This window comes from Kitasatospora sp. NPDC088391, assembly GCF_044753345.1.
Taxonomy (GTDB): domain Bacteria; phylum Actinomycetota; class Actinomycetes; order Streptomycetales; family Streptomycetaceae; genus Kitasatospora.
On record NZ_JBIVNB010000001.1, the window covers coordinates 844443 to 857501 of the forward strand.

The 13059-nt window shown below is 76.4% G+C and carries 13 protein-coding genes; 6 read left to right on the forward strand and 7 right to left on the reverse strand.

What is annotated here, in order from left to right; all coding sequences use genetic code 11:
* The first annotated feature begins 5 nt into the window (after positions 1-5).
* Positions 6-1598 carry a sigma-70 family RNA polymerase sigma factor gene (locus ACIQBJ_RS03625; RefSeq protein WP_400702789.1) on the forward strand — a complete coding sequence of 531 codons (1593 nt, stop codon included), beginning with the start codon at positions 6-8 and terminating at the stop codon, positions 1596-1598.
* Between the two features lie 59 nt (positions 1599-1657).
* Here ACIQBJ_RS03625 and ACIQBJ_RS03630 read toward each other — a convergent pair whose 3' ends face one another.
* Both ACIQBJ_RS03630 and ACIQBJ_RS03635 read right to left on the reverse strand, forming a co-directional pair.
* Positions 1658-2113 carry an STAS domain-containing protein gene (locus tag ACIQBJ_RS03630; RefSeq protein ID WP_400702792.1) on the reverse strand — a complete coding sequence of 152 codons (456 nt, stop codon included), beginning with the start codon at positions 2111-2113 and terminating at the stop codon, positions 1658-1660.
* A 289-nt stretch (positions 2114-2402) separates the two neighbouring features.
* Positions 2403-3773 carry a cryptochrome/photolyase family protein gene (locus ACIQBJ_RS03635; protein WP_400702795.1) on the reverse strand — a complete coding sequence of 457 codons (1371 nt, stop codon included), beginning with the start codon at positions 3771-3773 and terminating at the stop codon, positions 2403-2405.
* Positions 3774-4034: 261 nt separating this feature from the next.
* On the opposite strand from ACIQBJ_RS03635, the gene ACIQBJ_RS03640 reads away from it, so the two are divergent.
* From ACIQBJ_RS03640 to ACIQBJ_RS03655, 4 genes are all read left to right on the forward strand, one after another.
* The gene (locus ACIQBJ_RS03640; protein ID WP_400702797.1) at positions 4035-4979 is read left to right on the forward strand and encodes a serine/threonine dehydratase; all 945 of its coding nucleotides are present in this window, start codon (positions 4035-4037) and stop codon (positions 4977-4979) included.
* A 97-nt stretch (positions 4980-5076) separates the two neighbouring features.
* Positions 5077-5673: an SMI1/KNR4 family protein gene (locus ACIQBJ_RS03645; RefSeq protein ID WP_400702800.1), complete on the forward strand. Its 597-nt coding sequence runs from the start codon at positions 5077-5079 to the stop codon at positions 5671-5673.
* Between the two features lie 29 nt (positions 5674-5702).
* Positions 5703-6362, forward strand: a complete 660-nt coding sequence (locus ACIQBJ_RS03650; protein WP_400702803.1) for a class I SAM-dependent DNA methyltransferase — start codon at positions 5703-5705, stop codon at positions 6360-6362.
* 39 nt (positions 6363-6401) lie between these two features.
* On the forward strand, positions 6402-7073 hold the full coding sequence (locus tag ACIQBJ_RS03655) for a hypothetical protein (RefSeq protein WP_400702806.1): 672 nt from the start codon (positions 6402-6404) through the stop codon (positions 7071-7073).
* 30 nt (positions 7074-7103) lie between these two features.
* Here the strand turns inward: ACIQBJ_RS03655 and ACIQBJ_RS03660 are convergent, their stop codons facing one another.
* The gene (locus tag ACIQBJ_RS03660; RefSeq protein ID WP_400702809.1) at positions 7104-7418 is read right to left on the reverse strand and encodes a hypothetical protein; all 315 of its coding nucleotides are present in this window, start codon (positions 7416-7418) and stop codon (positions 7104-7106) included.
* Positions 7419-7605: 187 nt separating this feature from the next.
* Between ACIQBJ_RS03660 and ACIQBJ_RS03665 the strand changes: the two genes are divergently transcribed.
* Positions 7606-9483 (forward strand): hypothetical protein, encoded by a 1878-nt coding sequence (locus ACIQBJ_RS03665; RefSeq protein WP_400702812.1) that lies wholly within the window; start codon positions 7606-7608, stop codon positions 9481-9483.
* 13 nt (positions 9484-9496) lie between these two features.
* On the opposite strand, the gene ACIQBJ_RS03670 is transcribed toward ACIQBJ_RS03665, so the two are convergent.
* The 4 genes from ACIQBJ_RS03670 to ACIQBJ_RS03685 all read right to left on the reverse strand — a co-directional run bounded on the left by ACIQBJ_RS03670 (position 9497) and on the right by ACIQBJ_RS03685 (position 13050).
* A complete protein-coding gene (locus tag ACIQBJ_RS03670) occupies positions 9497-10504 on the reverse strand; it encodes an NADP-dependent oxidoreductase (protein ID WP_400702815.1) in 1008 nt (335 codons plus the stop codon).
* Positions 10505-10729: 225 nt separating this feature from the next.
* On the reverse strand, positions 10730-11671 hold the full coding sequence (locus ACIQBJ_RS03675; RefSeq protein WP_400702818.1) for a serine hydrolase: 942 nt from the start codon (positions 11669-11671) through the stop codon (positions 10730-10732).
* Between the two features lie 44 nt (positions 11672-11715).
* Positions 11716-12468 carry a phosphotransferase gene (locus tag ACIQBJ_RS03680; protein WP_400702821.1) on the reverse strand — a complete coding sequence of 251 codons (753 nt, stop codon included), beginning with the start codon at positions 12466-12468 and terminating at the stop codon, positions 11716-11718.
* A gap of 108 nt (positions 12469-12576) precedes the next feature.
* Entirely contained in the window at positions 12577-13050 is a 474-nt protein-coding gene (locus ACIQBJ_RS03685) for a DUF3291 domain-containing protein (RefSeq protein ID WP_400702823.1), read from the reverse strand.
* Between the last annotated feature and the right edge of the window lie 9 nt (positions 13051-13059).

Here is a 13059-nt window from a genome sequence, read left to right on the forward strand (position 1 = left end):
GGGCTGTGGAGAGTGGGCGGGTGACGGCGCTGGTCGAGCGCGCGCAGCGCGGGGACCGGCAGGCGGTGGCGGAACTGGTCGGCGAGCATCTGCCGCTGGTGTACAACGTGGTGGGGCGGGCGCTCTCGGGGCACCCGGACACCGACGACGTGGTGCAGGAGACCATGCTCCGGGCGGTGGACGGCCTGCCGGGCCTGCGGGAGCCGGAGGGCTTCCGGAGCTGGCTGGTGGCCATCGCGGTGAACCAGGTCCGCCGCCGGTTCCGCGACAGCGGGCCGGACGCGGTGCCGGACCCGGTCGTGGTCGCCGACCCGGCGGGCGACTTCGTGGGCCTGACGATCGTCCGGCTCGGGCTGTCCGAGCAGCGCCGCGAGGTCGCGGAGGCGACCCGCTGGCTGGACGAGGGCGACCGCGACCTGCTGGCGCTGTGGTGGCTGGAGGCGGCGGGCGAGCTGAGCCGTCCGGAGCTGGCGGCCGCGCTGGAGGTGACGCCGCAGCACGCGGCGGTGCGGGTGCAGCGGATGAAGGGGCAGCTGGAGGCGGCCCGGCTGGTGGTGCGGGCGCTGGCGGCGGTGCCGCCGTGTCCGTGGCTGGGCGAGCTGACGGCGTCCTGGGACGGGGTGCCGAGCACGCTGTGGCGCAAGCGGATGGGACGGCACGTCCGGGAGTGCGCGCACTGCGCGGAGCAGCGGCAGGGGCTGTTCCCGGCGGAGGGGCTGCTGGCCGGCCTGGCGATGGTGCCGCTGCCGGACGGGCGGTTGCTGGACGGGGTGCTGGCCGCCTCGGGGGCCCGGCCGACGGCGCACCCGGCGGCGCGTCCGGCGGGGTCGCACCGGCGGGGGCCGCAGGGCGGTGCGCGCCGGGCGGGGACGCGCCGGGGCCACCGGGGGGCGCGTCGGCGCGGCCCGGCCCGGGTGCTGGTCGTCGGCGGCGGCGTGCTGACGGTGGCCGTGGGCCTGCTGGTGGCGCTCGGGATGGAGGACCCGCCGCCCGCGACGGGCGCGGCCGAGCAGGCGCCGACCGCGGTGGCGCTGGTGGACCCGGCCGAAGGCACGGCACCGGCCGCCGCGGAGAGCGTCTCGGCCGCGCCGTCCGCGTCGCCCTCGGCCAGGCCCTCCCCGTCCGCCTCCCCGTCCGCCTCGGTCAGGACCTCGGCCCCCGCGCCGGCCCCGCCCGCCGCGACCAGTGCGGCGGCGACCGCCGCGAAGCGGTCCGCGGACCTCGGCCAGCAGGTGCTGGACCTGGTCAACACCCAGCGGGCGCAGGCGGGTTGCGGACCGGTGCGGGCGAACGGGCAGCTGGCGACGGCGGCGCAGCGGCACTCCGACGACATGGCGGCGCGCAACTTCTTCGACCACACCAACCCGGACGGCGCCGGCCCGCAGCAGCGGATCGACGCCGCCGGGTACCGGTGGAGCGGCTGGGGCGAGAACATCGCGCGCGGGCAGAAGGACGCCGCGGCGGTGATGGACAGTTGGATGAACAGCCCCGGTCACCGGGCGAACATCCTGAACTGCAAGTTCACCGAGCTGGGCGTGGGCATCCACCTGGGCACGGGCGGGCCGTGGTGGACGCAGGACTTCGGAACTCCCGCCTGATACACGGGTGCTGACGGTCCGTCGACGCTGACGGCCCGTCATGTCCCGTGCCCGTGGCCTCAGTCGGCGGTGACGCGGCTGCCCTCGCGCTGGCGCGGGACGACCTCGGCACCCTCCGGTCCGGCCGCCCCCGCCGACTCTGCGGGCGCGTCCTCGGCGAGGACGGCCTCCCGGAGGTCGGCGAGGGCGTCCTCGACGGAGTCGTGGGCGTCGAAGATCCGCTCGATGCCGAAGAGTTGGAGGATCTTGCGGGTGTGGGTCTCCGGCCCCGGCAGGACCAGCCGCAGCCGGCCGGACCGGGAGGCCAGCATGCGGCGGGTGGCGACCAGGACGGCGAAGCCGGTGGAGTCGCAGAAGTCGACCCGGCTGATGTCGACCACCATCCGCAGGCAGCCGTCGGTGATCAGCCGCTGGAGGCGTTCGCGGAGGGCGGCCACGCCGCTGATGTCCACCTCGCCGGCCACCTGGACCACGGTCCAGCCGTATCGCTCCCCGTAGCTCACGCTCAGTGCCACTCTGGTGCCTTTCTCCGGGATCGCTTGGGGTATGCGGCCTGTGCCCGATTCCGGCCGCGGCAATCCTGCCGAAGGTGATGATTTCGCGGCCACGGAGAGGAATTTCCGCGAAATGTCATGGCCAGGCCCCGCCCGACGGAGGAATTCGCTGGTCGACCCGACGATCTGCACAGGATTTACTCCGGTTGGCGGTACCGGATTCCGGGCCGACCCGTCCGCTTCCCGGAACACGGTGGGTGACGACGCGCGTGGTTCACCCGGACGGTTCCCCACGGACCTTGACGGTTCGTCAACCCAGTCCGGGCAGTGACTCCTGGCCGCGCTCCCGCTCCTCGCCCTCCAGCCGGGCCGCGCGCAGCCGCCGCGCGGTGGCGTCGGGGGCGATCAGCGGCGCGGGGTAGCCGGCCGGGCGGTGGCGCAGCTGCCAGGGGCGGTGGATCGAGCGGCCCGGCAGGTCGGCGAGTTCGGGCACCCAGCGGCGGACGTAGGCGCCGTCGGGGTCGTAACGGTCGGCCTGGGTCAGCGGGTTGAGGATCCGGTTGGGCCGGGTGTCGGTGCCGGTGCCCGCCACCCACTGCCAGTTGAGCTGGTTGTTGGCGACGTCGCCGTCCACCAGGTGGTGCAGGAAGTGCCGGGCGCCGAGCCGCCAGTCCAGGTACAGGCTCTTGGCCAGGAAGCTCGCCGTCAGCAGCCGGGCCCGGTTGTGCATCCAGCCGGTCTCGGCGAGCTGGCGCAGGCCCGCGTCGATGATCGGGAACCCGGTGCGGCCGGTCCGCCAGGCGTCGAACTCCTCCGGGTCGGTGCGCCAACTGTCCTGCCGGGAACGGTAGTCGGCGTGCGCGGCGGCGGGCCGGGCGGCCAGCACCTGGTGGTGGAAGTCCCGCCAGACCAGCTGCCGGACGAACGCCTCGGCGCCCGTCCCGCCGCGCTGCCCGGCGAGGTGGACCAGCTCGTTGGCGGACAGGCAGCCGAAGTGCAGGTACGGCGACAGGTGCGAGGTGCCGTCGGCGGCGAGGTCGTCGTGCAGGTCGGCGTAGGAATCGGTGTGCCAGTGCTGCCAGTTGCGGCGGGCCGCGCTCTCGCCGGGGGCGGGCAGGACCCGCGCGGTGGGCGTCGCGGCGGGGATCGGGGCGCCGCGCAGGCCCTCGGGGGTGTGCAGGGCGCGGGGCGCGGGCAGCGGGGTGCGGCGGCGGACCTCCTGCCAGGCCCGGTGGTACGGCGTGAACACCGCGTAGTGGTCGCGCCCGGCCGGGGTGACGGCGCCCGGCGGGACGGCCGTCAGCGAGCCCTCGTGGACGTGCAGCCGCCCGCCCAGCGCCCGGCGCAGCCGCTGCTCGCGCCGCCGCGCGTAGGCGCTGACCCCGGCGGCGACGTGCACGCTCGCCGCGCCGAGTTCGGCGGCGAGCTTCGCGGCCTGCTCGGCGGTGTCGCCCTCGCGCACCAGCAGGCTTCCGCCGATCCGGCGCAGCCCGGCGTCCAGGTCGGCCAGGCAGCCGGCCAGGAACGCGGCCCGGTTGGGGGCGTCGAAGCCGGCCCGGGCGACCGCCGGGTCGGCGACGAACAGCGGCACCACCTGGTCGGCTCCGGCCCGGGCGGCGTGCAGGGCGGGGTTGTCGTGCAGGCGCAGGTCCTGGGTGAACAGGACGACGGCGAGGGTCATGGTGGCGCACGTTCCTGTGCTCGGGCCAGGCGGCGCGTCGGTCCGACGAGGTCGCCGCACCGGGCGGGGCGGTCCGGGGGGCGGGCGCCCCCTGCCCGTCCTTCGGCGCCGGAGCCGGAACGGATGGGAGCCGGACCGGCCGTCCACCGGCCGGACGAGTACGCTCGGCCCCGTCCGTCCCCTCACCTCGCCGTCCTGTCACCTCATCTCGCCGTCCCGTTGCCCCGTCCGTCCCGTCCGTCGACCCGCCGGAGTGTTGCCGTGCACCTGCTGCCCGTTCCCGTGCTGACCCCCGCCGACGTCGCGGCGGCCGCCGACCGGATCGCCGGGCGGGTCCGTCCCGTCGCCGTGACCCCGGCCGGCGGCGGCGGGGCCCGGCTGGCTCTCGAACTGCTGCAGCACACCGGGTCGTTCAAGGCTCGGGGCGCGCAGAACTTCGTCCGGGCGCACCGGGAGGCGGGGACGCTGCCGGCGGCGGGGGTGACCATCGCCTCGGGCGGCAACGCGGGGCTGGCCTGCGCGTGGGCGGCCCGGGAGGCGGGGGTGCGGGCGACGGTGTTCCTGCCCGAGAACGCCCCGGCGGTGAAGGTGGCGCGGCTGCGCGGCTACGGCGCGGAGGTCCGGTCGGTGGGCCGCGAGTACGCGGAGGCGCTGGCGGCGTGCGAGGAGTTCGCGGCGGACAGCGGCGCGCTGGCCTCGCACGCGTACGACCATCCGCTGATCGCGGCGGGCGCGGGCACCCTGCTGGCGGAGATCCGCCGTCAGGTGCCGGAGCTGGACACGGTGGTGGTGTCGGTGGGCGGCGGCGGCCTGTTCGCGGGGGTGGCGACGGCGGCGCGGGAGCACGGGGTGCGGACCGTCGCGGTCGAGCCGGAGCACTGCCGGGCGCTGAACGCGGCGCTGGCGGCCGGGCACCCGGTGGACGTGCCCGTGGACTCGGTGGCCGCCGACTCGCTGGGCGCCCGCCGGGCCTCGATGACCGCGCTGCACGCGGCGCAGGAGGGCGACGTGCACTCCGTCCTGGTCCCCGACGAGGCGATCGTCCGGGCCCGCCGCGCACTCTGGGACGGCCACCGCCTCGCCGTCGAACACGCCGCCGCCACCGCCTTCGCCGCCCTCGGCACCGCCTACCGCCCGGCCCCGGACGAAACGGTCTGCGTGGTCCTGTGCGGCGCCAACACCGACCCGGCCACCCTGGCGGACTGAGAACGGGCCGAGAACGGACTGCGGCGGCCCCGGCCCGCCACGGCCCCCGCCCCGGCCCCGGCCCCGGCCCCGGCCCCGGAAGCGAACGGAGCACCCCGTGTCACGACTGAGCGAGCTGACGGCGCTGTTGGGCCCGCCGCCCCGGCGGCGGCCGCGGCCTTCCGACTGGGCCGAGGTCGAGCGCCACGTCGGCTCGCCGCTGCCCGGCGACTACAAGGAGTTCATGGACGCCTACGGCACCGGGGTCATCTCCGGGGAGCTCGTGGTCCTCCACCCGCTCGGTTCGAGCCCGCTCCTGCCGCGGATGCGCGAGGTCCACGAGCGGCAGGCCGACCGGCGCCGGAGGGCGGCGGCGCACGGCGGGATCGAGCACCACCCGTACCCGGTCCACCCCGAGCCGGGCGGACTGGTCTTCTGGGGCCACGACCCCAGCGGCGACGAGCACTTCTTCCTGCCGACCGGGGCCGACCCCGACCGCTGGGAGATCGTCACCATGGCCCACGAGGAGGGCTGCGAGACCTTCGCCGGGCCCTTCACCGACTTCGTCCTGTCGTTCGTCGCATGCCTGCGCGACGTCGACGGGTACCACGGCGTCGACCCGGCGGCCCTGGAGTTCCTGGAACCGGAGGACCTGGCGGAGTTGGCGGCGAGCGGCGAGATCGGCCCGGTGCAGCCGGGTTTCGAGCCGTTCTGACCGCGCGGGACGGCGGATACGGTGGGGGCATGGACGACTGGCTCGCGGACACCCGGAGTTCCTACGACACGGTGGCGGCCGACTATGCGGACCTGATCCGCGGCGTGCTGGCCGGGGCGCCCTACCTGCGGGCCGCGCTGGGGCTCTTCGCCGAGCTGGTGCGGGAGGCGGGCGGCGGGCCGGTGGCGGACGTGGGCTGCGGGCCCGGGCACGTCACCGCGCACCTGCACGGGCTGGGCCTGGACGCGTTCGGCGTCGACCTGTCGCCCGGCATGGTCGCGGTGGCCCGGCGCGACCACCCCGGGCTACGGTTCGAGGTCGGCACCATGACGGCGCTCGACCTCCCGGACGGGTCGGTCGCCGGCCTGCTCGCCTTCTGGTCGCTGATCCACCTCCCGGACGCCGAACTCCCCACCGCCCTGGGGGAGTTCCGGCGGGTGCTGCGCCCGGGCGGGCCGCTGCTGCTCGGGTTCCACGTCGGCGACGGCTCCCGGGTGAAGGCCGAGGGCTACGGCGGCCACCCGATGAAGGTGCGCGTCCACCGCCGCCGCCCCGAACAGGTTGCGGCCCTGCTGCGCGAGGCCGGTTTCACCGTCGAGGCGCACCTGCTGACCGACCCCGACGGGGCCACGCCGGGCGCGCTCCTGTTCGCCCGCCCGCCCCGCGCCGGGAATTCGGGGGTGCACTGACCTTCCGCACCGGGCCCGCCGGACGGCAGAGTGTTCCCCGTGATCTTCGAACTGCTGGTGCCGGTCGTGCCGTTGGTCTGCTGGCTGCTCGCCGCCCCGCCCGGGCGGGTCCGCCTCGTGATCGCCGCCGTGCTCGGGGCGGCCGCGGCGGCCGCGTACGGGTCCGTGCTGGACGTGCTGCCGGACGGGGTCCGCTGGACGGCCCTGGTCGCGGCGGGCGGCACCGCCGTGGCGGCGCTGCTGCTGGGGCTGCTGCTGGTGTGGCCGGTGCACCGGGGCGAGCACGGCGAACGGCGCGGGACCGGCGCGGCCCTGTCGGTCGGCTGCGCCCTGCTGCTGGGCACGGCGACCTGGTTCGGCGGTGGCCTGCTGGCCTCCTTCGGGGCGCCGCTGCGCGTCCCGGCCGCCGCCGAAGTGGCGCCGCTGCCGGACGGGCTGCGGATCACCGCCGACCGGGACACCGAGTGCGGCGGCGGCTCCACCACCTACTGCATCCGCGAACTCACCGTCGACGGCCCCCCGGACACCCCGGACCGGCTCCGCGCCCACCTGACCGCCACCGGCTGGCCGCTCGCCCGGGACCGCGACGGCTGGCACGCCTGCCGCCGCACCGGCGCCCTGCTCGACGTCCGCACCGTCTGCCTCGACCTGCCCACCACCGCCGGACCCGCCGTCACGCTCACCCTGTCCAGCGACGACCGCATCGACTGACCCCGCACCGGCCCCGCCCTGCGCCCCGCTCTACGTCCCGCGCAGCGGCGGCCGGTCCAGCACCTCGACGTACACGATCCGCCCGTCCACCACGTCCAGCACCAGCATGCCCCGCGCGGGCAGCAGCGGCACGCAGCGGTGCCCGGGGCCGTACGGGGTTCCGGGCGGGTGGACCGCCGTGGCGAAGCTCCGGCAGAAGTCGTCGCCGCACCCGCACTTCGCCACCAGGCGCAGCCCGGGCAGCTGTTCGGCCAGTGCGCCCTCGCCCTCCGCCGCCAACAGGGCGGCCAGTTCGGCCACCAGTTCGGGAAACTCCTCGCCCACCAGGGGATGTTCCGTGCTCACGGGCCGGACGATAGTGCCCCGAACCGCCCGCGTTCGAACGGTTTTCGGCCGAACGGGCCGAGCCGGGGTCGGCGCGCAGAGGGGGCGCAGGGCCGGGGCGTTCACGCGGATGGCGCAACCATCCGATGAGCCGCTCGTTGATCCGGCCGACACGCAGGGCAGTCCGACCCGTGGTTTGGAGCGGTCGATGGATCTCAGCACTCTGCCCCGGCCGCGGCTCGCCGCACCGGGCCCCGGAAAAGGCCAACTCGGCTTCGCAGAAGCCGCGTTGGTACGGCACTACCGGCGACTGGTGTGCCTGGCGTACCTGACGCTGCCCGCCGACCGGGGGCGGCACGCCCGGGTGGCGGCCGCGCACGCGGCGGTGCAGCGCTCACTGCCGCTGTTCGGAAGCGGCGGCCCGACCGGGGCGGCGGAACCGGAGGACGACGGGTACCCGGCGGCCCGGGTCCGGGTCCTGCGGGCCGCGCTGCGGCGACGCCGGATCGGCCCTCCCCTGCCCCGGGTCTGGGGGCTGCGCCTGTTCACGCCACCGGACGACGAGGACGCCGAACTGGACGCCCGGCTGGCCGAGTTGACCGCCGAGGTACGGGCCGGTTTCGCCGTGCAGGCGCTGGACGGGCTGGACGCCGCGGCCACCGCCGAGGTGCTGGCCTGGGCCGGGGCGGCGGAACCGGTCGCCTCGGCCCGGGCCGGGGCCGAACTCCTCGCCCTGGTCGGCACCTTGGACCGCCCCGAGGGCGACCTGCCGCCCGGCTACGACGCCTGCTCGGTGCACCTGCGCCCCGGCGACCTGCTGCGCCGCCGTCGCCGGACCGTCCTGCTGGTGGCCGCCGCCACGGCCGCCGCCCTCTCCGCGACGGTCGTACCGGCAGTCGACCGACCTGGCGAGCAAAGAAGTTCCGCGACCGTCACCACCCCCGCCCCGCCCGAGCGCCGTGCCGACGACCTGTGGCGGCACACCGCCCGGCTGGACCTGGCGGTCTGGCCGGCCCGCGGCGACCGGGTGGACGACGCGCCGCTGCTGGAGCGCGCCCTGACGGCGTGGCAGCGGGCCGCGCCGGGCGTCCCCGGGGTCTCGGCGGAGCCGGGCAGCGCCGCCGCCGGGCCCGCCGGGGCGACCCAGCTCCTGTACGCCGGAGGGGTGGACGGCGCGGGCACGGTGCTGCTGACGGACGGCCGGACCCTGGCCCGGTACACCGAGGACGGCGGCGGCCCGGCGCTCGCGCTGGGCCCGGCGGAGGACAGCGACGTGACGGCGGGCGCGGCGGTGGTGCTGCGGCGCGGCCCGGGCGGCGCGCGGTACCTGCTCGCGCCGTGGGTCGCGGCGGCGGCGACCCGGCGGCTGGACCGCCCCGACGACGCGGAGCGGCCGCTCGGTACCGCGGCGGGGGTGACCGACCCGGTGCCGGGCCCGGCGGCGGCGGGCTGCGCGGGGCCGGTGCTGCAATTGCGGTCCGACCCGGTGGTGGCGGAGCAGCACGCCTTCCTGCTGGCCGACCTGGGCGGCCTGACGCCCGCCCATCTGACCTGGACGCCGCCGCCGGACGCCTCGGCCCCGGCGCGCCCGCCGCGCGAGGCGGTGGGTGCGCAGGCGCTGCGGCGGTGGGCCGCAGGGGCCTGCGAGGTGCCCGAAGCGGGGCCGGGCGTACGGCAGTTGAACCTGTGGGAGTTCGCCGACCAGGCGCTGCCGCAGAACGCGGGCGAGCTGGCCTGGGTCTGTCTGCGGGCCGACCACTGGGACGGGTCGGGGAGCGCGGCCGCGGCGGTGCTGCCGCCGAACGGGGGCCGGGCGGTGCGGCTGGGCCGGGCGGAGGGGCGGGCGTGCAGCCGCTACGAGCAGGACACCGTCGCCCAGTACCGCTGGCGGGCGCCGAACGGCACCGAGTTCCTGCTGGTCGCGGCGAGCCGCCGGGTCGCCCGGCTCACCGTCGGCACCGCCAGGCGCCGGATCGACCAGGCCGCCCCGCCCACCCGCACCCTCGCCCTGGACAACCCGGGGCCGGGGGCGACCACCGTCGAGGCGGTCACCGCCATGGGCACCCGGCTGCGTCCGATCGGGTGAACGGCCCTGCCGGTCAGGGGAGTTCGAGCACCAGCTTGCCGGTGTTGGCGCCGCTGAACAGCATCTGCAGGGTCTCGGGGAAGGCTTCGATGCCGGCGCGCACCAGGTGTTCGCGGGCGGTGAGCCGGCCCTCGGCGATCCAGCCGGCCATCTCCTTGGCGGCCTCCCGGTAGCGGGCGGCGTGGTCGAACACCACGAAGCCCTCCATCCGGGCCCGACGGACCAGCAGCGACAGGTAGTTGGCGGGGCCCTGCACGGACTGCTCGTTGTTGTACTGGCTGATCGCGCCGCAGACCACCACCCGGGCGTGCAGGGCGAGCCTGGTCAGCGCGGCGTCCAGGATCTCGCCGCCGACGTTGTCGAAGTAGACGTCGATGCCGTCGGGGGCGTGCGCGCGCAGCGCCCGGCGGACGTCCTCGGTGCGGTAGTCGATGGCCGCGTCGAAGCCCAGCTCGTCCGTCAGCCAGGCGCACTTGTCGGGCCCGCCGGCGATGCCGACCACCCGGCAGCCCTTGATCCGGGCGATCTGGCCGACCAGGCTGCCGACCGCCCCGGCCGCGCCGGAGACCACCACGGTCTCGCCTTCGCGGAGCGCGCCGACCTCCAGCAGGCCGAAGTAGGCGGTCATGCCGGGCATGCCGAGCGCGCCGAGGTAGGTCGGCAGCGGGGCGAGCGCCGGGTCGACCTTGTGGGTGCCGCGGCCGTCCGAGACCGCGTACTCCTGGACGCCGAAGGTGCCGGTGACGAACTCGCCGACCCGGAAGTCCGGGTGGGCGGACTCGACGACCTCGACCACGGACCCGGCCCGCATCACCTGGCCGAGGCCGACCGGCGGCAGGTAGGAGGGGCGGTCGTCCAGCCAGCCGCGCATCGCCGGGTCCAGCGACAGGAAGCGGGTCCGGCCGAGGAAGGAGCCCTCCGGCAGCGCGCCGACCGGCTCCTCGACGAGGGACCAGTCCTCCGGCCGGACGGGGCCGACGGGGCGGCGGGCGAGGCGGATCTGACGGTTCGTGGCCTGCATGGGGGCTCTCCTGCGGGACGGCGTTCACCAGGGCTGCGGTGGGGGGGCGCCCGGGCGGGGGGGGGGGGGGGGCCCCGGCCCCCCCCCCCCGACCCGACCGAGTCTAAGCAAGCGCTCAGTCAGCTGGCTAGGCCGGTGCCGCGAAGGCCGCCCGGCCACCGGCCGTCCGGCTGCCCGTTGCCCGGGGCCCCCGGCCGTCCGGTCGCCCAGCCACCCGCCGCCCGGCTACCGGCCGTCCGGCTGCCGCTCCTCCGACTGCCGCTCGCCTCGCAGCAGGGCGACGGCGCGGGACGCCGCGGTGCCGATGGCCCGGTTGATCGCCGCGTCGTCGGAGCCCGGACGGGAGCGGGTGAACACGGCGGCCGCGTACCGCCGCCCGTCGGGGTGGGTGACGACGCCGACCTCGTTGCGGACCACGCCGACCAGGCTGCCGCTCTTGGCGGCGACCCGCACCGGCGGGCGGAACCCGGCGGCGAGGCGGTGCCGGGTCAGCTGACGGCCCATCATCGTCCGCATCCGGGCGCAGGCGGCGGGCGGACCGGCCCGGTCGGTCCAGATCGCGTCCAGCAGTTCGGCCATGTCGCGGGCGGTGGTGCGGGTGGAGCGCAGCGGGTCCAGGGCCCGGCCGGTGAACAACCTGCCGTCGGCGTCGGCGAGTTCGTCCTCGCTCGCGGTGGCGGTCCAGGCCAGCGCGTCGGACCAGTCGGCGCGGCCGAGGTCCCGGCCGAGGGTGTCGAGCAGGGACTGCAGGTCGCCGGCCAGGTGGGTGCCGGTCAGGCCGAGCCGGGCGGCGGTGGCGTTCACCGCGTCGACGCCGACCAGGCGCAGCAGGGCGTCGGTGGTGGCGTTGTCGCTGATCGTCAGCATCAGCACGGCGGCGTCGCGCAGCGAGAGTTCGGTGTCGTCCTCGAACAGCGACAGTCCGACCGGGCCCGGGGTCCGCTCCCCCGCGCGCAGCAGCAGCCGTTCGCGCGGGTCCAGCCGGCCGTCCGTGAAAGCGCTTTCCACCTCCAGTGCGATCTGCACCTTCAGCACCGAGGCGGGCGCCATCGCAGTGTCCGCGCGCACCGCGACCTCGGTGCCGCGCTCCGCGCCGTCCAGGGCGCGGACGCACAACGCGCCTTCGCAGCCCGCCGATTCGAAGATCCCGTCGAATACGTTCGTCATGGAACGATCCTGCCGGACGGCTCAGTGGGGCGGCGCCCCGGGCTTCACATCCGGGCCCGCAGGACGTCGACCTCGCAGCCCGGCGCGTGCGGGTCGAAGCCGTGCGTGGCCAGCCAGCGGATCGCGACCAGGCTGCGCAGCGACCACCAGGCGCGGATCACGTCGAGGTCGACGTCCCGGCCGGGGCCGTAGCCGGCGAGGACGTCGCCGAGGTGCTCCTCGTGCCCGAGGGTGAAGGTGGCGAGGTCGTACAGCGGGTCGCCGCGGCCCGCCTCGGACCAGTCGATGATGCCGGTGACCCGGTCGCCGTCGAGGAAGAGGTGCGCGATCTGCAGGTCGCCGTGGGTGAACGCGGGCGTCCAGGGCCGGAGTGCGGTCTCGGCGACCCGGCGGTTGCGGGCGACCAGGTCGGCGGGCAGGATGCCCTCCGCCACCAGCGCGGCGCACTCGCGGTCGAGTTCGGCGACCACCTCGGCGACGCTCCGCCCGGCCCGGCCGGTCCGGGACGGCAGCGGTGCGTCGTGCAGCTGCCGGATGGCGGCGCCCGCCGCGGCCCAGGCGGTCGGCGATCCGGTGACGGGGCCGCCGAGGCGCCCGAGGGTGGCTCCCGGAAGTGCGGCCACGGCGAGCACGGGCGGCCGGTGCCACAGAATGCGCGGGGTCGGCACCGGCACGAGGGCCATCGCCTCGGCCTCGGCCTCCGCCCGCGCCCGGTCGACGTCCACCTTCAGGAAAACGTCCCCGACGCGCAGCGTGGCGCGTTCGGCGTGGGCCACGACGATCTCGACCTCATCCATGACCGACCAGTATCCCGGGTCGGGCCTGCGGCGTCGCCAGGTTTGTCACCTGCGGCAATGGAGCTGACCTGTCGTCAGGCCGCGTGGTGGACAGGAAGGTTAACCAACCTACCGTCCGGCCGAGGCCGAGGCCGGGGCCGGGTGGCGGTCGCGGAAGGTGAAGGCGTCCGGGCCGGAGCCATTGGTGCGGATCAGGGCGATCCGGTCCATCGCCTCGGCGACGTCCGGGCGGTGGCCGGCCGGCACCCACCAGAGGGCCTGGTGCGGGCCGTCGGGGCGTTCGAACCACTCGCGGCGGCGGGCGAGGAGGCGCAGGTGGTCGCTGCGGTAGGCGTAGTCCCAGAGGGCGTCGACGGACTCCCAGACCGAGCAGTTGACCATCAGCCGGTCGTCGGTGTCGTCCGGGCGGAACCCGGTGGCGTCGGCGCCGTTCTCGTCGACCAGGCGCCAGACGAATCCGGGGCTGCGGTCGGCGAGGGCGTTGATCTCGGCGAGTTGGTCGACGAAGCCGGCGAGCTGCGGGCTGTCCAGGGGTGCGGCGAGGCGGCCGATGTTGACCTGGGCGAGGTGAAAGCCAGTCATGGGCCCAGC